The following is a 25,659-nucleotide window of genomic DNA, read 5'->3' on the forward strand; positions in this document are numbered from 1 at the left end:
AATGAATTAATCTAAATCTAACAAAAAACACAGAGATCTAATAGAGAAATGCGTGCGATATATGGCTTTTTCAATCCCCAACCACAAATTGCTCTATTTCCTGCCCCTGCTCTTTTTTAAGTCTTTCCCAGTCTGCCTGTGGCAATCTGACGTCCAGCAGCCAGTTTCCGGTCTCGTCATAAGACTCACCATTGACTGCATTGAGGTTAAACAAAGCCCCACGTAACTTGCCAAAAGCAGGTGGTACGATGAGCTTATGGGCAAAAATTTTCTTTGCTAATAGCTCTGAAATCGCCTGCTCAAGCAATTCACTGCCTTCACCAGTATGTGCAGATAACCACACACGCACTGGTACGCCTTGATCGTCTCTGTCTATTTTAGGGTTGATCTCCTCAACCAGATCAATTTTGTTGTAAACCAGCAACTGAGGAATCTCATCCGCCTCAATTTCTTTGAGGACCGATTGTACCTCTTCTATGTTCTCTTTTCTTCTCTGATCAGCCACATCCACGACGTGAAGCTGCAAATCTGCTTCGCGGGTTTCAGTCAGTGTAGCTTTAAACGCAGCCACCAAATCATGAGGTAAATGGCGAATAAAACCAACGGTATCGGCAAAAATGACCGGCCCGACATCGGCAATTTCAAGCTTACGCAATGTCGGGTCTAAGGTCGCGAACAGCTGATCCGCGGCATATACATCGGCATGCGTGACATGATTAAACAGGGTTGATTTGCCCGCATTGGTATAGCCGACCAGAGACACCGTGGGGATCTCGTTCCGGCTGCGCGCCCGGCGCCCCTGCTCACGCACCGTCGCAACTTTCTCCAGTCGCTTACGGATGCTTTTGATGCGCTCTCTGAGCAAGCGGCGGTCGGTTTCAAGCTGCGTTTCACCCGGCCCGCGCAAACCTATCCCGCCTTTTTGTCTTTCAAGGTGGGTCCAGCCACGGATCAGACGAGTTGAAATATGTCGCAACTGTGCCAACTCAACCTGCAACTTACCCTCGTGGGTTCGTGCTCGCTGAGCAAAAATATCTAAAATTAAGGTCGTTCTATCTAATACCCGACAACGGCAGACACGCTCTAAGTTGCGCTCTTGAGAGGGACTGAGTTGATGATTAAAGATGATGACATCTGCATTGTGAGTTCTGACAATCTCAGCGATTTCTTCTGCTTTCCCCGTTCCGACAAACAATTTCGGATGAGGCGCCTGACGGCTGCCTTGCACAACCGTCAAACAACTAACACCAGCAGAAGACACTAGCATTTCCAGTTCGCGAAGATCTTCTCGATCTCCTTCATTCGGAAACTCTATATGTACTAAGACTGCCTGTTCGCCGGCTTCATAACGGTCAAACAAGCATTACGCTCCTACTATCGACTAAAAACGATTAAAAGTTACCATCTTCGCCATGTTCTGCACTGTCATTGCCTTGTGTGTTCTGGAAATTTACAGCACGAGCAGGCACCACGGTCGAAATGGCATGTTTGTAAACCATCTGGTTTACTGTGTTTTCCAGCAAGATTACGAACTGATCAAAGGACTGGATCTTGCCTTGTAATTTGATACCGTTAACTAAAAAGATGGAAACGGGAATGCGCTCACGACGTAAGACATTCAAAAATGGGTCTTGTAACGATTGGCCTTTTGCCATGTTCTTATCCTTCGTTCTAGGTGTTATTATGTTGAGATAGTTGAAGTAATCTGAATAAAAAAATTTCCCCAACCTCTATTAGCTTAGCGAACTTAATACACGTTGCAAGTTTTCTTGCCCGTCCGTTTCAAGCCAGGTGACATCTGGCCAACTACGTAACCAGGTTAATTGGCGCTTCGCTAACTGCCTGGTCGCTGCAATCCCTTTGAAGAGCATTTCTTCATAATCGCACTCGCCAGCCAAATGCTCCCACATCTGCCGATATCCCACACAACGAATGGAAGGCAAATCCGGATGCAAATCGTTTCGCTGATATAAGGCCAAAACTTCGTTTTTAAAGCCCTGATCCAGCATTATTTTAAATCTTTTTTCTATCCTTTCGTGCAGTATCTTACGATCCTTGGGGGCAATTGCAAACTGATGAAACTGATAAGACAAAGGCGCTTGTTTGGCTTTTTGCAATTCAGTCATGGTTTTACCCGTTAAACGGTGCACTTCCAGCGCTCTGTTGATACGCTGAGAATCATTCTCGCTGATTTTCACCGCAGCCTGCGGATCTATCTTCATCAGTTGTGCATGCAAAGCCGGCCAGCCTAGCACTTTTGCTTCTTGCTCTAGCGCCTCACGCACTTGTGGACAGGCTTCAGGCAAGGGCGATAAGCCTTCAATCAGGCCTTTAAAATACATCATAGTGCCACCAACCAGCACAGGCACTTTGCCCTGCTCATGCAACCGGTCAATGCAGGCAATGGCATCACGGCGAAAATCTGCAACAGAGTAACTTTCAGCCGGATCCAACATATCAATCAGGTGGTGCGGTGCCAAAGCCTGCTCAGCAGCATCAGGTTTGGCGGTACCTATGTCCATGCCTTTGTATACCAGTGCAGAATCCACACTGATAATCTCACTATTTAAATGCTGACAGAGCTCAATAGCCAACGCGGTTTTACCGGCGGCGGTTGGCCCCATCAAGGTAATAACGGGTTTTGCTTGCACACTGTTTCTCTACTGCTGTTGGTGCTGCAACACATCAGGGTTACAGCCAGGACAAGATCTTATGACTCTTGTTGGGACAAGCTTATTAGCTTGCTTTGGTCTATTGTAACCGCTTTTGCTTCGATTTGAGCACAGCTTCTGGCATTTTTTAATATTTTTTCAATGACTGCCGCAAAGTGCTGAGAGTCAAAGTAACTTGCCGGCGTCGTCGTTTGCAGCCAGTTTAACCAGTCTTCCAATGTCTGCGCCTCTGCCGAACAAGCATCGAACACGCTATCCAGACACTGGGGCACATCCAGACTGTACAGACTTAAAGGCAACTTTTTCACCATCACATAGCGTTCGTGTGCCTGGATAGCAAACCCCAATAAAGTCAGCCAGGACTCCTGCTGCGTAATACGCGCAATCTCCTGCGCACTCAAATTAACGCGCACAGGCAATAGTAATGCTTTGCCCTGCAAAGTACCGTCTTGTTCAAGCTGTGCCTGCCAGGTTTCTTTCAGGCCATCTCGACAATGGCCCAACCTGAGGTCACCAGCCTTAGTGAAAAGGACTGCGCCGCTATTCAGAGGCAAAAACTGGGTGACCACCGTCTCATGATGGACTGTGGCTTCTTCAACTCCGGGTATTACCTGCACTGCTTCTGCCGGGGTAAACATCCCCTGATACAGCTCTTTGACATTAACCTGAGGCGGCTTAGCGGAGACTGAACTGGTGTTGCTTTTCGCACCACTTCGGGTGTTTTGACTCGTCCCCCGCGCACCGGATGAGGGTTCGTGGTCTGACGAAAAAGTATTATTCCGTACCCCGCCATATTCGCTTTGTAGTGGTGTTCGATAAACCTGATGCTGATGTGTCTGCTGTGAGGTTAATTGCTCAGACGCAACAGGCTCACTCTGACTTATAGTGTCAGTTACCATGTCCGCAGTCACTTGTGTATCCGGTTGGTGCAATGGCAGCTCAGGTCGTTCACTTAGTACAACTTGTTTTACAGCCTGAACGATAAAGTCATGGATAAGACGTGCCTGATGAAACCGCACTTCATGCTTGGCAGGATGCACATTCACATCAACCTGAGTTGGGTCGAGTTCCAGGTAAATCACAAACCCCGGCGTATCAACGCTTCCTACTGTTTCTTCAAACGCTTGTCGGATAGCATGCAGGATCAATTTATCTCGCATCATCCGACCATTTACATAAGTGTATTGGGTCTGATTACTGCTTCCCACTGGTAACACCCAGCCATATAATTTCAGGCCATCGTGACCAGATTCCACAAAGCTTGCCTGCTGTGAAAACACTTTACCTGCTACCTGAGCAACCCGCTCCACACTGTATGGATCCGGTCGGGCACGAAATTGCCTGATCACTTTTTGGTTATGCGTCAGCGTCAGGGCCAGATCAAAGCGACTTAATGCAATGCGCTTAATCAGTTCATCGATATGACTAAACTCGGTTTTTTCAGTACGTAAGAACTTTCGTCTGGCTGGGGTATTGAAGAATAGATCTTTGACTTCAATGGTGGTGCCATTAGGGTGAGCGGTCGGCTGGATCTGCACCGTCATATCACGCCCCTCGGCAAACGCCTGCCAGGCCGTTTCCTGATCGGCAGGCTTAGAGCTTAACGTCAGTCTGGATACAGAACTGATCGAAGCCAGCGCTTCACCGCGAAAGCCCAGCGACGAAATACATTCCAGGTCGTCCAAAGTTTTAAGCTTGCTGGTTGCATGACGAGACAACGCCAGTGTCAGCTCATCTTTGACGATACCGGCACCATTGTCCCTTATCCGGATGAGCTTATGACCACCACGCTCTATGTCTATTTGTATGCGTGTCGCGCCCGCATCAATGCTATTTTCGACCAGCTCCTTGACGACAGATGCCGGGCGTTCAACCACTTCCCCCGCAGCTATCTGGTTCGCTAATCTGGCTGGTAAAATTTCAATGGCCACGGTCTACGCCTTAGGAATGGTCAGCACCTGACCAATATACAAAGTATTTTTTGTCAGTCGGTTGGCCTTTTTCAGTGCAGACACCGTAGTGCCATAACGAGCGGCCAGCACACTTAAAGATTCTCCCCGCTGTACTTTATGACGCAGAGGTTTGTTGTTTCTCAGGCTCGCAAACAAAGTATTGTCTGGCGGGTTTTGCTGATAATAGCGCTTGATCGACTTGAATATGGCGTTCGCCAGGCGCTGCTGGTGATAGCTGGTTTTTAGCTGTTTTTCTTCCTGCGGATTAGAGATAAAGCCAGTTTCGACCAAAATAGAGGGTATATCCGGTGATTTTAGCACCCCAAAGTTCGCCGCCTGAGGGCGTTTCTTATGCAGTTTCGTCACTTTTTTCAGTTCGGTTACCACCTCTTCCGCCACTTTAAAGCCGGTTTTCATTGAGTGGTCCATCGACATATCCAGTAACGCCTTGGCCAGGTATTTCTCGTTCGCGGTGTCCTTTATCACATCCGCCGCACCGCCCAGTAACTGGGAGTGCTTTTCTTTGTCTTCCAGCCATTTACCGACTTCGGAGTTGGCCCGGCGTAATGACAAGATCCAAACCGAGGCACCACGGGGTTCCGGGCGCGAGAAGGCGTCTGCGTGGATAGACACAAAAAAGTCGGCCTGACGCTCTCTGGCCCGCGCGGTACGGGTGTTGAGTTTAATATAGTAATCACCCGTGCGGGTCAGGCGTGCCTGCATGCCCGGCTCTTTATCAATTAAGCGTGCAAGCCGTTTAGCAATCGGCAGTGTGATGTTCTTTTCGTATGTCCCCGAAGGCCCAATTGAGCCAGGGTCTTCCCCACCGTGGCCTGCATCGATGGCAACGATGATGTCTCTGTCTTTGACCAGTTCACGCTTTTTGCTTTGTTTAGATTTACTGGCATAAAGGCTTTTTTGCTGCCCATATAAGTCGACCACCAGACGATCTTTGTATGGCCCGGTCGGCGCAAGCGCGAAAATCACCGGCTTAGCAGTGCGGCTCAGTTCCATGACCACCCGGGTGCTGTTGCGACTCTTGGCCTGACTGTAGCGGAGCTTTTCAACGATTTTGTGCTCTTTGGGCAAGGAGGGAAGTTGCTTGAGTTTGCTGGTATTTTCCAGATCGATCACCAGCCGTAACGGGTTTTTCAGCATAAAGTAGCTGTATTCAGGCTTTTCAGACAGGTCAAATACCACGCGTGTGCTTTCTGGTGAAGGCCACACACGTACACCGTTGATTTTATTTTTTGCCTGCGCAGCGCTGGCGAGCAGTAACACACTCAGCGCAAACAGGGTAAAACTAATTTTTATTATCGCACTACGCATATCGACTTATAGCCTGAGCAAGCTGCCTGCCTCGTTCTGTGTGTGGCCTTAAAACAGCACGGCGCCCTTCACCATGATAGGCCAGATCAATATCCATATCTGCAGTTGGGATCACACCCGCCCCTTTCTCTGGCCATTCGACAATACAGACGGCATGCGGCGCAAAATAATCCCGGATCCCCATAAACTCAAGTTCTTCCGGGTCGCCTAAACGATACAAATCAAAGTGATAAATACAGACATCCTCCAACTCATATGGCTCAACTAAGGTATAGGTCGGGCTTTTCACATTTCCCAGATGACCCAGCCCTTGTACAATACCGCGTGTCAGAGTCGTTTTACCGGCGCCCAAATCACCATGCAAATAGAATACCGCCCCTGAATCAATCAACTTGGCAAGTTTATTTCCCAAAGTAATGGTTGCGGCTTCATCAGCCAGCTCAATTTCTAATGTCGCATCGACACTCATCCGATAATACCTCTAATATGGACAAATAAATCACTTGCCAGCAACCCATGTGCGCCGTCATGTGCCGCTTTTTCAGCCGCAAGACCATGAATATACACCGCCAACATAGCCGCATCAAATTTACTCATGCCCTGCGCCAACAAAGCGGCAATTATACCAGATAATACATCGCCCATCCCAGCACTGGCCATGGCGGCACATCCTGAGCGGTTGATATTTAACCGCTGTGCCTGCTGAATCAATGTACCCGGCCCCTTTAACACCACACAGGCCTGAAAATACTGTGCCAGCGCATCGCACATTTCGAACCTGGAACTGCGCTCAGGTAAGGTCGCAATAGCAGTACCGAGGCGCTTTGCCTCTCCCCAATGTGGGGTCAAAATAGCATTCTGCCACTGCCTGGGTTGTCTCGCCAGCAAATTCAGCCCATCGGCGTCAATAACCATTGGGAGAGAACAATGCATCACCTTATCAAACAGTGATCTTGCCCACGCTGATTGTCCTAAACCGGGGCCTATGACTAAGGTATCAGCCTTGTGCAGCAAAGGGGTCAGTTCATCAGGTCCTGTCACACCATGCACCATTAGTTCATAGCGCCCCTGCAGAACCACAGCCTGATTATCTGGATGAGTTGCTACGCTGACCAAACCAGCACCAGCGCGTAAACAGGCTTCAGCTGCCAGGCGTATCGCGCCCGCCATGCCAGGGCCTCCACCAATTAACAGCACATGGCCACAGCGGTTTTTATAGGTGTCAGCTGGGCGCACAGGACGCTTTCCCAGCAAAGCCTCTGCTGACAAGTAGTGACTTGAGGGAGATACCAGTTGTGCAAGTTCGGCCCCAACGCCCAGTTCTGCCAGATAGACAGTCCCGCTATGGTGTCTGGCTGAACCGGTAAGCAGGCCTTGCTTGAGCGCAATAAACGTGATGGTCACGTCTGCAACAAAGGCATCCCGGGCAACTTCACTGGTCGAGCCATTCACACCACTGGGAATATCAACCGCAAGCCGATGTGACGCGCACTGAACAAGCTGTCTAAAAACCGCTGCGACATGTTCTGGCAAATGGCCACGAAAGCCGCTACCAAACACGGCATCCACGATTAAAGCGGGTGCTGACTCCTGCCAGTTAACACAATCACGTGACACCTTGCCACCGCCGCCCTGATATTGATGATAAGCCGCGCGTGCATCGCCCTGAAGTTGCTCCGGGTCGAACAACGCAAGTACTTCAACAACAATACCAGCCTGATGACACAGATGTGCCAGCACGTAGCCATCTCCCCCATTGTTTCCCTTACCAGCAAGGATCAGTACAGGACCGCTAAGTGTCAGACTACTGACATACTCGAACAGTGCACCTGCGGCACGTTGCATTAATGCACTTAACGTGGTTCCAGCCAGGCGCGCCGCTTTGCCTTCATTGACTTGTACCGCTTGGGCCGTATAGGCAACTTGTGGTAAATTAGTCAGGTATTTTGCTTGTGATATAGACATGCCGTGACAACCACTACTCATTCTTCTGTTGATATTAACTATACTGAACTTGCGCAAAAAATTAAGCTCTGGGGCAAAGAACTTGGCTTTGCTGAAGTTGGTATCACCGACATAGACCTCAGCGAACACGAAGCGCAATTACAGCGCTGGCTTGATAATGGCTACCATGGTGAAATGGACTACATGGCTGCCCATGGTATGAAACGTGCCCGCCCCGCTGAACTGGTGCCCGGTACTCAAAGGGTGATCTCAGTCAAAATGAACTACCTGCCACCTGATGCCAGTTTCGCCCGTGCGCTTAAAAATAAGCAAACGGCCTATATCAGCCGTTACGCTCTGGGCCGAGACTATCACAAGGTTATCCGTAATCGGTTAAAAAAACTTGGACAACGCATAGCACAGGAAGTCGGACAGTTTGGTTTTCGCCCATTCGTTGATTCGGCGCCGGTGCTGGAACGCCAGCTTGCCGAAAAGGCCGGACTGGGCTGGCGAGGCAAAAACAGCTTGCTGATCCACAAGCAAGCCGGCTCCTGGTTTTTTCTTGGCGAGTTGTTTGTTGACCTGCCTTTGCCCACAGATGATCAGCCACAAGAAGAAGGCTGTGGCAAATGTAATGCCTGTATCACGCTTTGTCCCACCGGCGCAATTGTGGAGCCCTATGTGGTGGATGCCCGCAAGTGTATTTCTTATCTGACCATTGAATTACAAGGCCCGATCCCCGAGCAGCATCGCTCATTACTGGGCAATCGAGTCTATGGTTGCGACGACTGCCAACTGGTTTGCCCATGGAATCGCTATGGCCAGCTCACTGACGAACAAGACTTCCACCCCCGCCAGCAGCTCAAAGATCAAGAGCTGGTTACCCTGTTCAACTGGGATGAACCCACGTTTTTGAAAAATACAGAAGGCAGTCCTATTCGCCGTATTGGTCATGAACGCTGGCTGCGTAATTTGGCCGTTGGACTGGGTAATGCCGACCCCGACCCCGGCATTATCAGGGTACTTGAGGCACGTCTTGAGTCGGCCTCCGAGCTGGTCCAGGAACATATTGTCTGGGCACTGGAACAGCAACGCACCAAACAAGCTCAGCAACAACGAAAAAGCGCCAGATTGCTCCGTATAATCGAGAAAGGCCTGCCGCGAGATGCTTGATAAAATCATTATATTTCAATAATTTAAATCACTTTAACATCGAGCTGCAAACTACACCGCTATGGTGAGCAAAATACGCCTCACCTGGGGTCACCTGGAATATTCGGCTGTGTTGTTACAGCGGCACTTCAAAGCTCACTCTTCTTTGTTACTGTGATTGCTTTCCCGTCGAACTGAGCAAGGACAAATCACTTTCGATTTCAGTGAAGGCTTCACGCACCTGCATAATGGCTTCTTCCCGGGCAATTGAACCCTGAATGGCTTCGTCGACATGCTGATAAATGAATACTTCCTGATCCTCATCCAACCCCATGGTTGGGATCCGCTGCTCAAACACTTCCTGAAGGCGGCGAAAAATGGATTCATTCTGAGAGCGGTTGTTGTTGAGTAAAGCCAGCAATCCGGTGAACTTACTGTGGATCATAGAAATGGCATCATTGAGCTCCGCTTGCTGAGACAACAGCTGTTTGCGCGTTAAAATCGCCAGCAATTGCTGCTCGGTGACACTGGCAATAAAACAAATATGATCTCTGAGTCGACCATGCTTGTCCGCGTCTTCTGAGGGCATATTCAGGATCAGTACACTCACCAGATTGTAGTTCACCAAAATCCGGCTGGTAAACTCATGCAAACGACCCTTCGAACGTAATATTTCAAACAACTCCAGTACAATTGGAGAACACAGTCCCGCAGTGGCAAAATGATGGCGCTGCTCATCGACCCGAAATTCAATATTGCAGCTTAGCCCTAAATTACTGAGGCACTGGATCAAGGCCTTGGCTAACGCCTGAATGTCATCAATGACCCCTATCTGTTCAATGTAACTGACGATAAATCCCATTTCACTGCTGGTCGCCATGGCATTGAACGCAGTGGAAGTTGCGTCTTCGACCTGCTGCTCCAGGATGTCGCGCTCCAGCAACATCTGTCCTAAATTAAGCAATTTAGCTTTCAGTTCACTATGGCCAAAAGGCTTAACGATGTAATCCTCCGCGCCAACCGCATAGCCTTCCATACGCTCTTCAACCGAGCCGCGTGCCGACACAAACATCACGATGATATTCTGTGTCTCCAGGTTGGCTTTGATCTTTTTACACACTTCATACCCATTCATCTGCGGCATGCTAACATCCAGCAAGACAACCTGAGGCGCGAAATCCTCAATAACATCCAGGCATTGCTGCCCGCTGGTTACAGTCAGGAGTTCAAAGTCAAGGTCTTCAAGTATTTCTTCAATGATTTCGAGGTTGAAAGGTTCGTCATCCACCGCCAGGATTCGTTGCAATGCCATTTCTCAGTTCCTTTTCCGTTGCCAAAGCACCATCATCTGCAAACACATCTTCAAACGTGAGAAATGCCCCCGCAATGACAGCTTTCATTTAGTTATAGACAGGGATCCCCCATGGCGCTAGTCATCCCTCTAAATTGGCAGCTCAATATGAATACAAGTACCCTGTTCCGGGTTGTTTTCGGCATAAATGCAGCCTTTATGCAGCAATACAAATTCTTTGCAAATGGCCAATCCTAACCCGGTTCCGCCAGCCCCGCTGTTGGTTTTGCTACTTTGGGCAAACTTATCGAATATATGCTCCAGTTCATCCTCGGGTATACCCACCCCCTTGTCCCGCACCAAAATATGGACATATCCCGCGTTAAGCGTAACAGAGACGGTCACTTCGCTGTGCTCGGGGCTGAACTTCAGCGCATTACCCAACAAGTTTCTCATTACCTGAGTCAGTTGCTCAGCATCACAACACAGCACAATATTGTCCTCTTGTGCTTGCAACTCGATATGAATATGCCGCGCCATCGCCAGGCCCGACACATCTTCTTTTGCGGTATGTATTAACGTCAGTAAATTGTGCGATGCCGGATTAAAGGGAAAACGGCCAGCATCCAATTTGGACAAGTCGAGCAGATTGTTCAGCAGTAACAGCAGGCGTTCTCCACTGGTCTCAATGCGTGATAAATATTTCTCCAGTTTGTTCACCGGTATCTCACCACACGCCAACTTATCAATCCCAAAGCGCGCGAAACTCAAAATGGAGTGCATGGGAGTTCTGAGTTCATGGGACATATTGGCAAGAAACTCAGATTTACTGATATTCGCGGCTTCTGCGGCCTCTTTAGCTGCCTGAAGTTGTGCCGTGCGCGCCTGAACCTCGACTTCCAGCACCTCCTTGGCTTCTTCCAATAACTGCTGTTTACGCTTTAGCTGAGCAACGTTCTTAAAAATCGCTGCTACCGCAATTTCGCCATGATGATCAATTTCGATAAAAGTGCCCATCAGGGGAATGCTGGGTCCTTCTTCCTGTGGCAACACCAGCTCACAGTTAAAATGGCGCAAGATACCGCCATTATTAATCGCTTCTTTCAGTGCTGCGACTGATGAGGGTTCAAACAAATTGAATATCGAATGCTGCTGAAGCTGATCGCTGGGCAGGCGCAACAAGGTCGTGCAACCATCGTTTGCCTCAATCACATAGCCATCCAGATTAAACAACATGATGGGGTCCGGCGTATGCTTATAAATCACCCGCAGTAAGCTATCCCTTTCAATCAACGCATCGACCGTATCCTGTAAACGCTCAACCAGTTCCTGATTGTGTCGACGCAGCAACTCGCTCTGCCACAGTTTATGCAGAGATTGCAGCAGCGCCCCTTCATCGATGGGCTTAGTTAGCACATCTTCCACCCCCTGACGGATGGCTTCCATCATATCAACCTGATCTTGTCGCGAAGTCATCAACAAACAGCGCGTATCACGGTGAACTTGCCGCACCTTCTTAAAAACATCCAGCCCGCTTCCCTGTTCCAGGTTGAAATCACAAATCAACAAATCGACATCATGGCTACTTGCCTGTTGCATAGCCTCAGCAATACAGTGCGCTGTTACCACCGTAAGTTGTGCGCCACGCAGACTGGCCGCCAGACGGGCAAGGCGCTCCTCTCTGTGATCAACCAATAAAATTTTGGGCAGCTCAAGACGGTCATGATCGCCCGTTTCAAGCACTCGTTCCAGCAAGCTAGTGATTTCTTTATTACCAAAAAAAGGGTAAATCACGATGGCATTGCACAGCATCCGGTTTAAGCGACTGAATGCCTCGACATGTTCCGAATTTTCTGGTTTGGGAGCTAATAAAATCAGGCGGTCATGGTCTTTAAGCGCAGACAGAGCGTCGAACGTAGTATCAGGCAGTCCATGGGCAATAGCGACAACATGGTAGGCAAAAAAGTCCTGAACTTTGTGCAACACCTGAAAGTGCAGATGTACCACTTCACAACCCAGTAACTCAAATAACACCTTCAGTCTCATAGCCAGCACACTGCTGCTATCGATAATCAATACCTTGTTGTTTTCCATAACTAAACCCTGTTGTGGTAAGCCAAATTACCAGAATATTCTTCTCAATCATTGCATTCAGTTTAGTCAAGAATTGCCGAGACGATACTCAGTGCGGTTGAATCATGCTGTTTAAGAGGTAAACTGTGAACTGAATACCATCACGTCGCGTATACTCAGGCATTGAATTTAAAACAGTTTCAGGGAGCTCCCCAATGATAAAACCGCTACTGATTTCATTAGCACTGCTCACCAGCGCCAGCATTCAGGCCAGTGATACCCCGAACTTCTCAAAGAGCACAGCATGTGATGACTTCACGGGCTACGAATTCCGAAAGCTGAGATCAAAAGACACCGTTGACTTGTGTGCTTTCAAAGGCAAACCCTTATTGGTGGTCAATACCGCCAGTAATTGCGGCTTTACCGGTCAGTTCGATGGCCTCGAAAAGCTGCACAAAGCCTATGCAGATAAAGGCTTGGTCGTGCTGGGGTTTCCGTCTGATGACTTTTTCCAGGAAGAGAACGACGAGAAAGATACCGCTGAAGTGTGCTTTATTAACTATGGCGTCACCTTCACTATGATGGCAACCGGCGCGGTCCGAGGCAGCGATGCAAACCCGCTCTTTCACCATCTGGGCGAGCAGAGTGGGGCACCAATGTGGAACTTTTACAAGTATCTGATCTCTGCCGATCGTAAGACCATACAGCAGTTCAACAGTAGAACTAAGCCCATGTCTGAGCCACTGATCGCTGCGATTGAAAAAGAACTTGATCTTAAATAATGCGCTTTAAATCTAAGTATATTAGAATAATGTATGAGCATTAATTAACCACCATGGAGAGATAATGACACTAGCCAGCGCAAGACATATTTTAGTCGATAACGAAGCCCAATGCCTGGAACTTAAGCAACGTATTGCATCAGGCGAAGACTTTGCCGACATTGCCAAACAGTATTCAAGTTGTCCGTCCGGTCAGGATGGAGGAGAACTGGGCGAGTTTGGACCGGGTATGATGGTCCCCGAGTTCGACAAAGTGGTTTTTTCTGCACCGATCAATGAAGTACAAGGGCCAGTTCAGACTCAGTTCGGATACCACCTGCTTGAAGTGACAAGCCGGGTCGACTAATCGGCTCGTGCCCATTTGCTACTGGTAGCTTACTGCTGCTGGTAGCTCTACGTGATATTTCTTAAATATATCCTGCCCTGTTTATACCCACATAAAAGTAGTGCTATAGTCATTGCGCATCCAACTAAAACATAAGGATTGAGTGATGATCTTATACGGCTCGGACACATCTCCGTACGTCAGGCGCATCCGCATCTACTGCCTTCGCCATGACATTACCCTGGACTATCGAAAACTGGACATCTTCAGTGATGAAGGCAGAGCAACGCTTAACCGATACAATCCGGCACGAAAACTGCCTTTTCTGTTAGCTGACGATCAGCCTGTACTCGACTCAAACGTCATTGCCCGTTATTTACAACAGAAATTTTCTCTTCCCCACCTCAACTGGGCGCAGGAAAATCTCTTAACGATCCTTAATGCCTGTAACGATTCCCTGGTAGAGCTTTTACTGTGTCAGCGCTCAGAGTTTGACACCAACGAAGACAAGCTATTTTTCAACCTTCAACGTGGCCGAATAGCTGAAACCTTAAAAGTATTAGAGCAGCGTTGTCAGGAAAACGTATTTTTAAACTGCGAGTATCTTCAGATCAGTTTATACTGCCTGCTGGATTGGATCCGCTTCAGAGGCTTGTTCGACTTAACTGCGTTCAGTGCTCTGGGGCAGTTTTATGACCAATGGCAGTCTCTTGATGAGGCACGTCTTACAGATCCCAGAGCATAAGCTCGTTAACTTTGGAAATACACCATGAGTGACATCGAAATAGAATCGGAAGTAGTCAGTTTTGTCGTTGCAGCGAAAAAACAGGAGCAAGTTTGGGCACTGGGCTCAGAGGATGGCGGCCTGGTTGTCGTTGACTCTAACCAGTTTGAAGAATCAGACGTGCTACTGCTGTGGGATAACGAAGACAATGCAAAAGCACAATGTCGTGATGAGTGGGCTGATTTTAAACCTATCGCCATCGCACTGGATGAGCTGCTTGACGAATGGATTGAAGATTTACGCGACGATAACGCGCTGCTCGGCCTTAACTGGAACGATGACAACGTCTGTACAGAAATCGAGCCAGTCGGCCTTGCCCGGGCACTGTCTGAATAGCCCCGCTTAGTCGGCGCACACTAAGGCAACCAGGGTGCCTTCTATAGAGCGCACATAAGCCTGTGTGTGCTCTCCTTTTTGGCAAGGTGGTGACAAAGGCTCTGCCCCCGCAGCAACCGCCCTGTCGTAGCTTTTTGCAACATTCTCACAGCCTAATGTCAATTCAAACCCCAGCGCAGGCTGCTTAGGCTGGCTACGAATATAGCTTTGTTTAAACTGTGCCTGAGCGACTGGGTGTGTGGCGAATGCCAGCAGCACTTCTCCGGTATCCAGCTCTCCATAATCCCCATCCTCGCTGAGACCACAGGCACTCAGGCCAAATGCCTGATAGTAAAAATCCAGTACCTCTTCGACACTATCAACGTAGATCACGGTTTTCAGAAACTGCATGGCTAATATTCGGGCTAAATAAATATAAATAAAGCATATTTTTCGTTCAGCGTAAACCGATTTAGGATCCGGACAGCAATGACGCAGACAGTAAAAAGGGCGCCATTGGCGCCCTGTTATCAAGCAATTACTGCTTATTCTTTTGCTCTTTCGTAAATGCCCTGAGTTTACGCTTCTGCGACAGGGTCATTTTATTGGTGCGACCGGAATACGGGTTATCCCCTTCACGGAACTCGATCTTAATCGGCGTGCCCATGATATTCAGTGCTTTACGATAGTAATTCATCAGGTAACGCTTATAACTGTCAGGCAAGTCATGCACCTGATTACCATGGATCACGATGCGCGGCGGGTTATACCCCCCGGCGTGCGCATATTTCAGCTTAACCCGGCGACCACGTACCAGAGGTGGCTGGTGATCGGCCTGAGCCATGTCCATGATACGTCTAAGCATTGCGGTGCTAACACGCTTGGTTGCCGATTCATAGGCTTCTTCAACCGATTCAAACAGGTGACCCACTCCAGTCCCGTGTAATGCCGAAATAAAATGCAGGCGAGCAAAATCAATAAAGCCAAGACGACGATCCAGTTCAGACTTAATACGCTCTTTCACGTAATCATCCAGACCATCCCATTTATTTACCGCAATTACCAAAGAACGGCCCGCATTCAGGGCAAAGCCCAGCAGACTGAGATCCTGGTCAGAGATACCATCACGGGCATCGATCACCAATAAAATAACGTTGGCGTCTTCAATCGCTTTTAGAGTTTTGATAACCGAGAACTTTTCGACCACATCACTGACTTTCTTACGCTTGCGGACACCGGCGGTGTCTATCAGTACATAGTCGCGCTCATTACGGGTCATCGGAATGTAGATGGAATCCCGTGTGGTGCCTGGCATATCATACACAATGACCCGCTCTTCACCGAGAATACGGTTAGTAAGCGTCGATTTGCCCACATTTGGTCGACCAATAATCGCCAGCTTAATGGGTTTGTCTTCAAAGCCGGTTTTCCCCTCTTCCGGGGCTTCTTCTCCTTCCAGATAAAGCTCTGTCAGCAGCTCATCGTCCTGCTCAATCTCATCTTCTTCTGCAGCCAGTTCGGCAATTACCGGACCCAGCGTGGCTTCAAGGAGTTGCGTCACGCCTCGACCATGCGCTGCGGCAATATGATATACCTCACCCAGTGCCAGCTGATAAAACTCAGCACAGTTAGAATCAGCATCAATACCGTCTGTTTTATTGGCAACAACAAAGCTCTTTTTCTGTTGCCTACGCAAATGCTGCGCAATGGCTTGGTCAGCCGCGGTCATGCCGGCACGGGCATCAACCAGAAAGAGCACCACATCGGCTTCTTCAATGGCCAGCAAGGATTGCTCTGCCATTTCCGTTTCGATACCTTCTTCACTGCCATCAATACCGCCGGTATCGACCACGATAAATTCATAGCCATCATAGTTTGCCTGGCCATATTTACGGTCACGTGTCAGGCCCGGAAAGTCCGCCACCAACGCATCACGCGTGCGGGTCAGACGGTTAAATAAAGTGGATTTACCCACATTGGGTCGCCCGACGAGAGCGATCACAGGAAGCATAGACTACCTCTTTTAAAAACAACAAAAGGCTTCGCACCGCGAAGCCTTACTTCTATTTATACCGTGTAAAGTGATTACGGAATTTTTACCGCACTGACTTCACCATCACGGGTGTACAGGATCAGTTTGTCATCTACCACGATTGGCTCGACAAAAAAGCCCGAACTATCAAATTCTTCGCGAGACACCAGAGCACCAGTTTGTTTATCCAGCCAGTGCAAGTTTCCTTCCTGATCTCCGACTACCAGATAATCTCCCGCTACTGCCGGGGTAGTCAGATACCAGCCGCGTAATGCCGACTGACTCCAGCGTTCGATACCTGATTCTCTATCTAGAGCATAGAGTACGCCCTCGCTATCTACCAAATAAATGGTATTCAGTTCAATGCTCAGGTCTCGGTAACTGCTGTATTCACGGTCCCAGATCACATTACCATTGCGCACATCCAACGCCGCTAGTTTACCATTATACGCTATGGTATACACGGTACTGCCAATCACAACAGGCTTAGTATCTACATCAACCAGGCGCTCAAACTCAGAAGCACCTTTTGCCAGGGCAATATCTGTGCTCCAAGCCATAAAGCCATTTTCCGCAATCAATACCGACAGCTTACCGCTTTCTTCACCGATCAGTACGCCGCCATTTGCTGACGTGGGAGAACTCAAGCCACGCAAGGTCAGTGCCGGAACTTCTTGTTCAAACTGCCAACGCTCTTCACCCGTATCAGGGTGCAGCGCCAACAACTTACCTGAACCCAGATTCACATACACCAGACCATCTCCGGCAGCAGGTGTAGAAAGGGCCTCTCCCGGGACTGACTTGCGCCAAACCACCTCACCGGTTTCACGATCCAGAGCAACAACTTCGCCATGCTCTGAGCCGATATATAACTTGCCATAGGCCTGCAAAACGCCACCCGACAACTTTGCACTATCATCGTCTTCCCAGGGCCAAAAAGCAGGGTTCTCACGGGTATCGACTTCCCACAGCGTATCACCACTGCCAACATCCAACGCAGCAACGAGACCGTTTCGCTCAGCAACATAAACGGTGTTCTGATAGAAGGTTGGGGTCAAACGAGAAAAGTAATGCTCAACGCCGTCACCCACAGACTCCTGCCAAACCACATTCGTTTCGAACTGATTCACAATCTCAGGTAACACCAACTCTTGCTCATCATCACTTGAGGAACACCCCAGTAATGACGCCATACACAGCGCCAGAGAGGCCATAGTCAACTTCTTCATGGCTACTCCTTAAAGTGCTGCTGTGCCAGCCAGGTCGTCCAGTTTGATTTGCAACAGTGGGTTATTGTCGCTGCCACCGGCTGTCACTGCCTTTTGATATTCATCACGCGCGGCGTCTTTTTTACCTTGCGCCAAAAGAATATCACCTTTGACTTCAGCAAGCTGGGCTGCAAAGCTTTCAGGCATTTGATTGCCTAACGTGGCCATTGCCGCACTATAATCTTCTTGTGCCGCCTGAACACGTGCTAAACGCAGATAAGCCGTGGCTTTTAGCTCTGGCGCTTTCACCGTACTTGCTGCGAAGCTCAGCTTCTCCTGGGCAACATCTAACTTGCCTTGCTCCACCGCTTCTTTGGCAGCAACAAAGGCTGCCAGGACTGCGTAGCTGGACTCGCCGTTATTCGTTAAAAATTCATCGCTTTTGGTCAGAACGTCACCACTATCAACCAGCTGGTTGTAGGCTTCAGAACCTGCTTCTGCGCTATCGATTTGATGCTGATTGTAAGCTTTCCAACCATACAGACCACCCAGGCCCAGCACCGCGCCGATAATCAAAGATGTTCCATTTTCACGGAAAAATCGTTTTATTGCTTCGGCTTGTTGTTCTTCTGTTGAATAAATTTCCATTCTGACCTCTTTATTAATAGCGTAAAGCCAGTACCCAACTTTTGAGTAACCCGGCTTTACTGCGCATCAGCGCTTATTCCACCAACGTTGACAACAGGCTCTTTGCCTCTGCCAGTGTCAGGGTAACTTGTTCTTTATGTTCGCGGAGATACTTAACAGTCACCTTACCTTCGGCCAATTCATCTTCGCCAAAAATCAGGGCAACCAAGGCATCGCTTTTGTCCGCACGTTTTAATTGTTTCTTGAAGTTGCCACCACCGGCGTTAACCAGTACACGCAGGCCAGGGATTTCACTGCGTAGTTGTTGCGCAATGACCGGCGCCTGAATGCCAGCCTGCTCGCCCATCGCTGCAACGAACACATCTGCATTACGGCGTAATGTGCCGATACGCTCAAGCTCTTGTAACATCAGTACAAGACGCTCCATACCCATGGCAAAGCCCACGGCCGGAGTCGCTTTACCACCGACCTGCTCTACCAAGCCATCATAACGGCCACCGGCACACACGGTACCCTGTGCGCCTAAACTATCCGTTACCCATTCAAATACGGTGCGATTATAATAGTCCAGGCCGCGTACCAGTTTTTCATTAACCTGGTATTCGACGCCCGCAGCGTCCAAACGTTCACATAAATTTGCAAAATGTTGACGAGACTCTTCGTCCAGATATTCAGACAGTTTTGGTGCATTCACCAAAATGGCCTGAACGTCTGGGTTTTTGCTATCCAAAACGCGCAATGGATTGCTGTGCATACGACGTTTTGAGTCTTCGTCGAGTTGTGACTCGTGCTGCTCAAGGAACGCGATAAGCGCATCACGATAAGTTGCACGCGCTTCGTTTGAGCCCAGTGAGTTCAGTTCCAGACGAACAAACTCGCTGATCCCAAACTGTTGCCATAAACGCGCAGTCATCAGGATCACTTCCGCGTCCATATCGGCACTGGCTACGCCAAAGGTTTCCACACCAAACTGGTGGAACTGGCGGTAACGGCCTTTTTGCGGACGCTCGTGACGAAACATTGGCCCCATGTACCACAAACGCTGTTCCTGATTGTACAGTAAGCCGTTCTGATTACCGGCCCGCACACAAACCGCGGTGCCTTCAGGACGCAAGGTCAGGAAATCGCCATTGCGATCTTCGAAGGTATACATTTCTTTTTCAACGATATCGGTGACTTCACCAATCGAGCGCTTAAAAAGCTCGGTGGATTCTACGATAGGGAAGCGGATCTCCTGATATCCAAAAGATGCCACTGTGTCACGTAAGATAGATTCTACCTTCTGCCAGACTTGCGTATCACCCGGCAGACAATCGTTCATACCTCGAATTGCCTGAATTTGTTTTGCCACTGAAAATCCTAGTAATCTAATTTTTTTACACGAAATGGCTGGCTAAGCCCGATGACTTAGCCAGATCTGATAAACCCGCTATTATACCCAGCTAGGCTAAAACGTAAACGCTTAGTTTGCCTAGTCTGTACCGGTTATTCGACTATCTTGACATCGATTTTGGGTTCATTCTGCTGTTTTTCAACATAGCTGCGCACCTGCTCTTCCAGCTGTTCGACAATATGGTCATTGTCGATACGCAGTTTCTGGCGTTCACCATTGATGTACAAACCCGAACGACGATTCGCGCCAGCCAGTCCCAAATCACTTACCAGCGCTTCACCTGGACCGTTCACCACGCAACCAATCACAGAAACAGAGATGGGTGCGGTAATATCCTCAAGGCGCTCTTCCAGCTGGTTCATCGTATTAACTACATCGAACTCCTGCCGTGAACAGCTTGGACAAGCAATAAAGTTGATACCGCGTGAGCGGATCCGCAAAGACTTCAGGATATCAAAGCCCACTTTGACTTCCTGAACCGGATCGGCTGCTAAAGATACGCGCAGCGTATCACCAATCCCCTCAGCCAATAGCATCCCCAGGCCCACAGCAGATTTCACCGAGCCCGCGCGCATCCCACCGGCTTCGGTGATCCCCAGGTGCAGAGGCTGATCAATTTCTTTTGCCAGCAGGCGATAGGCACCCACAGCTAAAAATACATCTGAGGCTTTAACTGAGACTTTAAACTGGTCAAAGTCGAGTCGCTGAAGTATTTCGACATGGCGCATAGCCGATTCAAGCAAAGCTTCTGGCGTCGGTTCACCATACTTTTCCTGTAAATCACGCTCCAGTGACCCACCGTTGACGCCGATCCGAATGGGAATATTTTTATCCCGGGCGGCATCAACTACAGCACGAATACGCTCTTCGTTACCAATGTTCCCTGGGTTGATGCGCAGGCAATCCACACCATATTCAGCTACTTTCAGGGCAATACGGTAATCGAAGTGGATATCTGCGACTAACGGAATTTCGGACTGCTCTTTGATACTCTTAAACGCTTCTGCGGCTTCCATGGTTGGCACGGATACTCGCACAATGTCTGCGCCGGCATCGGCAATCGCCCGGATCTGAGCCACAGTGGCATCTACGTCCAGGGTATTGGTGTTGGTCATCGACTGCACGGCGATCGGTGCGCCATCCCCGATTGGGACATTACCCACATTGATGCGTGTGGATTTTCTACGTTTGATCGGTGATTCTGAAAACATGACGATTACTCTGCTAACGGTAAATTAAATTTGGCTAAACGGTTACGTGGCAGCCCGGAAATATCCACGGCTTCGCCATCCAGTGTGATGCTCACAGCACGATGTTTGCCCAGTACGACTGAAAACGGGGCAACACCACTGACGGTCATGGTATACCCTGCTTTTTTAACACCAAACGCAACCCGTTCCTGGCTGGCGTCAAAGATCTCAACCCAGCTGTCCTCTTTGAACACCATCACTATGGTGCTCTGTGAAAATTCGCTTTGTGTATTGCCGGGCTCTGGGGCTGGGGCAGTTACCGCCGGAGACGACAATTCAGTAGCCACAGTATTCTGTGGTACTTCAGTGCTCACCTGTGTAGCCTCGCTCTCAGACGTCGCCGACACTAATTGAGGTCGCGCTTCGCTCACATCATCTGACTGCACAGCAGGCTCTGTGGTGGTGTTCAACTCACCACTATCGATCGTGTTCTCAGCTGGCGTATTCTCTTGTTCCATCTCGTTTGGTACCTCATTTGGCACACCGGTGACTGGCGCACTGACCTGAGGAATATCCCGGGCATCCCCTGGCGTGATCTCGTTTTGTGTGCTGATAGTTTGCCAGAACCAAATTGCTGAGCTACCGATCACCAGCGCCAGAACAGCGTAACTAAACCACATCAGACGATTATCATGCGCTTCTTTTTCGGTTCGACGCGAAAAGCTCTTCATCTTACCTTTTTGCTCAGGTACGACTGGGGACTGATATAACCGTAAGGTTTCCTGTGCATCCAGGCCCAGTAAGCCACAGTAGCTTTTGATGTATCCTTTCACAAAGGTCTCAGGGCCCAGCTTGTGATAGTCGTCCTGTTCCAGCTTGTTAATTTGAGATTCACTGAGCTTCAGCCGTGCGGTGATCTCCTCAAAACCGACGCCTTTGTCGTGTCTGGCTTTTGCCAGTGTTTGTCCGAGCGACAGTACGTCGCTGCCGGTATTTGTGTCTAATTCTGCTTCGTTCATAAAGTATAGTTATCTGGATCCACGATTAAGAGATGTCGCCCCGGTTGTAAGACGATACCCGGTGTCAATTTGTTCCACCGCATCAGGTCGTCAATCTGTAAATTATATTCCATTGCAATGTCGAACAATGACTGGCCTTCGCCAATGGTGTGAACGATTTTAGGGTCATTTAAATACACCACCTGACCAATCGACAGCTTGTCCGACTCGCGTAAATTATTCCATGCCATCAGTTTTTCTAACTTTAGGTTGTACTTCACTGACACACTAAACAGGTTTTCTCCCAGCCTGACGGTGTGCTGAGGGATGCTGGGAAGCATAATATCTGTGTTCAATAAGCCACCCACTGCGCGATTTGATGTCCGAACAGAAGCAGGTTCAGCTGGCAGTTGTACCAACCAACTATCTGTAGGCTCAGCGCTTGGTCGGGATGAAGACACTGAAAATGAAATATCCTCAGGGTCAGGCTCATAAAACACCACTTTCCCTTGTTGCGTTGAAATCACAGGTTTAACCACAGCTGAAGTCGCCTTTTGTGGTTTTGTCGCGGCGCTCACTGTATCCTGTGCAGGTGAATTCTGGGTGAATTGCTGAGTACGCAACGAACGTGCGGGCGCTTTTATCTGTGACTGTTGAGACACAACAGGAGATAGCGCTGGCGCCTCAACGCGAGTACTGGCAGCCTCTACTTTCCGACGAACCTTGATCTTAGGCTCTGCCACTATATGGGTCGGCGATTTATGAGTAATCTTAGTTAACTGGGCTTGACGGTATTGCTCCTTCAGGCGTTCAAATTCGCTGTCCTTCAAACGCTGCTGGATCACCAGCACAGCCTGAGGAGACTCAGGGTAAGTTTGCAATAACAAAGTGGCTGTTTCTTCAGCTTGTTGCAAATGACCTTTGCGTAACTCCAGTAAGTGAGACAGCAATAATCCACGTGCCGAGACAAAGCCACGATCACCATACACCTTAAGGACTTCTTCTGCTCTATGCAGTTCACTCTTTGCATAGTGTAAACCAGCCATTAATAACAGGGTCGACTGACGCTGACCGTTGTGCTTCTCAGCACTGCCCAAGTATTCCAATGCCAGTTCAAAATTATCCTGACGCAGTGCACACAGGGCTAAATTTTCATAACTCTGTGCAACGCGAATATAGCTTGGGATCTCTATGGCTTTAAACAGCTGCTCTGTCGCTTCATCATATTTGCCGATGCGACATAAAAAGGTGCCGTAGTTATTGAGCGTATTGGGATCTTTGGGTGCCAGTGCCAATGCTTTTTGATAAGCCTGTTCGGCACGGGCATTTTCGCCCACCTGCTCGTAGTAATACGCCTGAGAATAGTGTGCTTCGGGGAGTTGTGGCGCCAAAGTCAGTGCCCGCTCCAGGTTGTACTTGGCCTGCGTGTTATTGCCGTTCGCCAGATATTGCAATGCCAGCGAAATACGGGTTTTAGCCGCGTCTTCGCGACTTGCTTTGCTTTGCACAACCGGTTTGTCACTGTTGGCATAACGTGTTTCGGTCACACAGCCACTCAGTACCACGCCCAATATCATCAGCAACCCTGTTCGGGCAGCCACAGTGCGCTTTGAGACCTCAAAGGAGAAACTTTTTACCAATGAAAACATAGCTAAACTAAACACTTTAGTTAAAAGCGCGCACTGACAGGTGACAATCGGCGCAAGGCCGCAGGCATAGCTCACCAGAGCGCTGTTGATCTATGCCCATATATTACCCGAATGCGGTCGAGTTTCACCCTTTTTTTAGCCAACCTTCACCGCTATCGCGTTGTCTTCCAGCTGCTTTTTCTTGGCAAGACGCTTGGTTCTGTCGACCACGTCTCCTACCAGCTGACCACAGGCGGCATCAATATCATCACCTCGGGTGCGACGCACGATACAGGTTAACCCGGCTGCCTGAAGTACTTTAGAGAAACGGTCGATACGACTGTTGCTCGAACGCCCATACTCGTTACCCGGGAACGGGTTGAATGGGATCAAGTTGATTTTAGACGGTGTGCCTTTTAATACCTGAACCAATTCATGGGCATGGTCGGTGCTGTCGTTCACGCCCTGTAGCATCACATATTCAATGGTTACATCTTTATTGGCCTTCGAACCATCGATATAACGACGACAAGCCGCTAAGAATTCTTCAATGGGGTACTTTTTATTAATAGGCACCAGCTCATCACGCAGCGGATTGTTTGGCGCATGCAAGGAAATCGCCAGTGCGACGTCAATTTTTTCTTTCAGGATATCCAATGCCGGTACCACGCCCGAGGTACTCAAAGTAACACGACGCTTAGACAGACCGAATGCCCAGTCATCCATCATCAGTTCCATGGCAGGCACTACGTTATTGATGTTAAGCAACGGCTCACCCATGCCCATCATCACCACGTTAGTGATCGGGCGCTTGGTGCTGTCGCCATCATGCAAGCCAATGTCTTTGGCTACCCGCCACACCTGGCCGATGATCTCGCTGACTTTCAGGTTACGGTTAAAACCCTGCTGGGCTGTTGAGCAAAAAGTACATTCCAGCGCACAGCCAACCTGAGAAGACACACACAAAGTGGCGCGGTCTTTTTCGGGGATCCACACGGTCTCCACTTCTTGTCCGCCATCCAGCACAAGGGCGTACTTGATGGTGCCATCGCTGGCCTGCTGGCGTACCGAGATTTCCGGTGCACGGATCTCACACTCCGCCTGCAACTTAGCGCGTAGCTTTTTATTGATGTTGCTCATATCATCGAAGTTATCGATGCCGAAGTGGTAAATCCATTTCATGACCTGATCGGCGCGAAACGGCTTTTCACCGTATGATGCAAACAACTCGCGCATCCCCTCGCGATTTAAATCAAGTAAGTTAATTTTTTTCTCAGTCGTAGTCATGAAACAACCCCAGATCAGATGACGGCCAGTGCAAATTTAATAAAACGCCGAATTGTACAAAATTTAATCAACGCTTTCAAATCTGAATACTTTGCTAAGCCTGCTGTCTGTCGCATTCAGGCTTAGCAAAGTACATCAGGGACGAAAAAAGGGCGCTAAGGCCCTTCTTTCCTGTCACCGCGCTCGAATTAACGAGTACGTGCGCACAGCTCTTCTTCAGTGAAGAAGTAAGCGATTTCACGTGCAGCAGACTCTGGAGCGTCTGAACCGTGTACCGCGTTTTCGTCGATGCTGTCAGCGTAGTCAGCACGTAGCGTACCCGCTAGCGCTTCAGCTGGGTTAGTTGCACCCATGATTTCACGGTTTTTACGGATTGCATCTTCACCTTCAAGAACCTGAACCATTACCGGGCCAGATGTCATGAACTCAACCAAAGCACCGAAGAAAGGACGCTCTTTGTGCTCTGCGTAGAAACCTTCCGCTTTCTCTTGAGAAAGGTGGATCATTTTAGCTGCAACGATCTTCAGACCAGCAGACTCGAAACGGTTGTAGATTGCACCGATGTGGTTTTTAGCGACCGCATCAGGCTTAACGATTGAAAAAGTACGCTCTAAAGCCATCTTTTTTGCTCCAAAATGAAATTAATGAATTTATAC

The 25,659-nt window shown here is 49.0% G+C and carries 24 protein-coding genes; 5 read left to right on the top strand and 19 right to left on the bottom strand.

Annotated features, from left to right (window positions below):
• Window positions 1-70 precede the first annotated feature (70 nt).
• From hflX to NH568_RS12610, 7 genes are all read right to left on the bottom strand, one after another.
• Window positions 71-1,360, bottom strand: a complete 1,290-nt coding sequence (gene hflX, locus NH568_RS12580) for a ribosome rescue GTPase HflX (protein ID WP_253047878.1) — start codon at window positions 1,358-1,360, stop codon at window positions 71-73.
• 31 nt (window positions 1,361-1,391) lie between these two features.
• Window positions 1,392-1,655: an RNA chaperone Hfq gene (hfq, locus tag NH568_RS12585; protein WP_054015980.1), complete on the bottom strand. Its 264-nt coding sequence runs from the start codon at window positions 1,653-1,655 to the stop codon at window positions 1,392-1,394.
• 78 nt (window positions 1,656-1,733) lie between these two features.
• Window positions 1,734-2,651: a tRNA (adenosine(37)-N6)-dimethylallyltransferase MiaA gene (gene miaA, locus NH568_RS12590; RefSeq protein ID WP_253047880.1), complete on the bottom strand. Its 918-nt coding sequence runs from the start codon at window positions 2,649-2,651 to the stop codon at window positions 1,734-1,736.
• Between the two features lie 59 nt (window positions 2,652-2,710).
• Window positions 2,711-4,603 carry a DNA mismatch repair endonuclease MutL gene (gene mutL / locus NH568_RS12595; protein ID WP_253047882.1) on the bottom strand — a complete coding sequence of 631 codons (1,893 nt, stop codon included), beginning with the start codon at window positions 4,601-4,603 and terminating at the stop codon, window positions 2,711-2,713.
• Window positions 4,604-4,606: 3 nt separating this feature from the next.
• On the bottom strand, window positions 4,607-5,953 hold the full coding sequence (locus NH568_RS12600; protein WP_253047884.1) for an N-acetylmuramoyl-L-alanine amidase: 1,347 nt from the start codon (window positions 5,951-5,953) through the stop codon (window positions 4,607-4,609).
• Window positions 5,946-6,422 (bottom strand): tRNA (adenosine(37)-N6)-threonylcarbamoyltransferase complex ATPase subunit type 1 TsaE, encoded by a 477-nt coding sequence (gene tsaE / locus NH568_RS12605; RefSeq protein WP_253047886.1) that lies wholly within the window; start codon window positions 6,420-6,422, stop codon window positions 5,946-5,948. Before tsaE ends, NH568_RS12600 begins: the two co-directional genes overlap by 8 nt.
• Complete coding sequence (locus tag NH568_RS12610) at window positions 6,419-7,918, bottom strand: NAD(P)H-hydrate dehydratase (protein WP_253047888.1); 1,500 nt, start codon at window positions 7,916-7,918, stop codon at window positions 6,419-6,421. Before NH568_RS12610 ends, tsaE begins: the two co-directional genes overlap by 4 nt.
• A 3-nt stretch (window positions 7,919-7,921) precedes the next feature.
• On the opposite strand from NH568_RS12610, the gene queG reads away from it, so the two are divergent.
• Window positions 7,922-9,070, top strand: a complete 1,149-nt coding sequence (gene queG / locus NH568_RS12615; protein WP_253047890.1) for a tRNA epoxyqueuosine(34) reductase QueG — start codon at window positions 7,922-7,924, stop codon at window positions 9,068-9,070.
• Window positions 9,071-9,218: 148 nt separating this feature from the next.
• Here queG and NH568_RS12620 read toward each other — a convergent pair whose 3' ends face one another.
• Together NH568_RS12620 and NH568_RS12625 are read right to left on the bottom strand one after the other, a co-directional pair.
• The gene (locus NH568_RS12620) at window positions 9,219-10,361 is read right to left on the bottom strand and encodes a response regulator (RefSeq protein ID WP_253047892.1); all 1,143 of its coding nucleotides are present in this window, start codon (window positions 10,359-10,361) and stop codon (window positions 9,219-9,221) included.
• A 129-nt stretch (window positions 10,362-10,490) separates the two neighbouring features.
• Window positions 10,491-12,434 (bottom strand): ATP-binding protein, encoded by a 1,944-nt coding sequence (locus tag NH568_RS12625; RefSeq protein WP_253047894.1) that lies wholly within the window; start codon window positions 12,432-12,434, stop codon window positions 10,491-10,493.
• 194 nt (window positions 12,435-12,628) lie between these two features.
• Between NH568_RS12625 and NH568_RS12630 the strand changes: the two genes are divergently transcribed.
• From NH568_RS12630 to NH568_RS12645, 4 genes are all read left to right on the top strand, one after another.
• Window positions 12,629-13,195 (top strand): glutathione peroxidase, encoded by a 567-nt coding sequence (locus NH568_RS12630; RefSeq protein ID WP_253047896.1) that lies wholly within the window; start codon window positions 12,629-12,631, stop codon window positions 13,193-13,195.
• A 64-nt stretch (window positions 13,196-13,259) separates the two neighbouring features.
• On the top strand, window positions 13,260-13,541 hold the full coding sequence (locus NH568_RS12635; protein ID WP_054015990.1) for a peptidylprolyl isomerase: 282 nt from the start codon (window positions 13,260-13,262) through the stop codon (window positions 13,539-13,541).
• Window positions 13,542-13,686: 145 nt separating this feature from the next.
• Window positions 13,687-14,265 (top strand): glutathione S-transferase family protein, encoded by a 579-nt coding sequence (locus NH568_RS12640; protein ID WP_253047898.1) that lies wholly within the window; start codon window positions 13,687-13,689, stop codon window positions 14,263-14,265.
• A gap of 24 nt (window positions 14,266-14,289) precedes the next feature.
• Window positions 14,290-14,640, top strand: coding sequence for a DUF2750 domain-containing protein (locus tag NH568_RS12645; protein WP_253047900.1), 351 nt, complete (start codon window positions 14,290-14,292; stop codon window positions 14,638-14,640).
• A gap of 6 nt (window positions 14,641-14,646) precedes the next feature.
• Here the strand turns inward: NH568_RS12645 and NH568_RS12650 are convergent, their stop codons facing one another.
• From NH568_RS12650 to ndk, 10 genes are all read right to left on the bottom strand, one after another.
• Entirely contained in the window at window positions 14,647-15,030 is a 384-nt protein-coding gene (locus NH568_RS12650; RefSeq protein WP_138551059.1) for a VOC family protein, read from the bottom strand.
• 127 nt (window positions 15,031-15,157) lie between these two features.
• On the bottom strand, window positions 15,158-16,630 hold the full coding sequence (gene der / locus NH568_RS12655) for a ribosome biogenesis GTPase Der (RefSeq protein ID WP_253047902.1): 1,473 nt from the start codon (window positions 16,628-16,630) through the stop codon (window positions 15,158-15,160).
• A gap of 74 nt (window positions 16,631-16,704) precedes the next feature.
• Window positions 16,705-17,880 (bottom strand): outer membrane protein assembly factor BamB, encoded by a 1,176-nt coding sequence (gene bamB / locus NH568_RS12660; protein ID WP_253047904.1) that lies wholly within the window; start codon window positions 17,878-17,880, stop codon window positions 16,705-16,707.
• Between the two features lie 9 nt (window positions 17,881-17,889).
• Window positions 17,890-18,507, bottom strand: coding sequence for a tetratricopeptide repeat protein (locus NH568_RS12665; RefSeq protein WP_253047906.1), 618 nt, complete (start codon window positions 18,505-18,507; stop codon window positions 17,890-17,892).
• 73 nt (window positions 18,508-18,580) lie between these two features.
• Window positions 18,581-19,858 (bottom strand): histidine--tRNA ligase, encoded by a 1,278-nt coding sequence (gene hisS, locus NH568_RS12670; protein WP_253047908.1) that lies wholly within the window; start codon window positions 19,856-19,858, stop codon window positions 18,581-18,583.
• 134 nt (window positions 19,859-19,992) lie between these two features.
• Window positions 19,993-21,111: a flavodoxin-dependent (E)-4-hydroxy-3-methylbut-2-enyl-diphosphate synthase gene (ispG, locus tag NH568_RS12675; protein ID WP_046005072.1), complete on the bottom strand. Its 1,119-nt coding sequence runs from the start codon at window positions 21,109-21,111 to the stop codon at window positions 19,993-19,995.
• A gap of 5 nt (window positions 21,112-21,116) precedes the next feature.
• Entirely contained in the window at window positions 21,117-22,109 is a 993-nt protein-coding gene (locus tag NH568_RS12680) for a RodZ family helix-turn-helix domain-containing protein (protein WP_253047910.1), read from the bottom strand.
• The gene (gene pilW / locus NH568_RS12685; protein ID WP_253047912.1) at window positions 22,106-23,689 is read right to left on the bottom strand and encodes a type IV pilus biogenesis/stability protein PilW; all 1,584 of its coding nucleotides are present in this window, start codon (window positions 23,687-23,689) and stop codon (window positions 22,106-22,108) included. Before pilW ends, NH568_RS12680 begins: the two co-directional genes overlap by 4 nt.
• 183 nt (window positions 23,690-23,872) lie before the next feature.
• Entirely contained in the window at window positions 23,873-25,003 is a 1,131-nt protein-coding gene (locus NH568_RS12690; protein ID WP_010383939.1) for a bifunctional tRNA (adenosine(37)-C2)-methyltransferase TrmG/ribosomal RNA large subunit methyltransferase RlmN, read from the bottom strand.
• 188 nt (window positions 25,004-25,191) lie between these two features.
• Window positions 25,192-25,623, bottom strand: a complete 432-nt coding sequence (gene ndk, locus NH568_RS12695) for a nucleoside-diphosphate kinase (protein ID WP_010383936.1) — start codon at window positions 25,621-25,623, stop codon at window positions 25,192-25,194.
• Window positions 25,624-25,659: the final 36 nt, after the last annotated feature.

Source organism: Pseudoalteromonas sp. XMcav2-N, assembly GCF_024124545.1.
GTDB lineage: Bacteria > Pseudomonadota > Gammaproteobacteria > Enterobacterales > Alteromonadaceae > Pseudoalteromonas.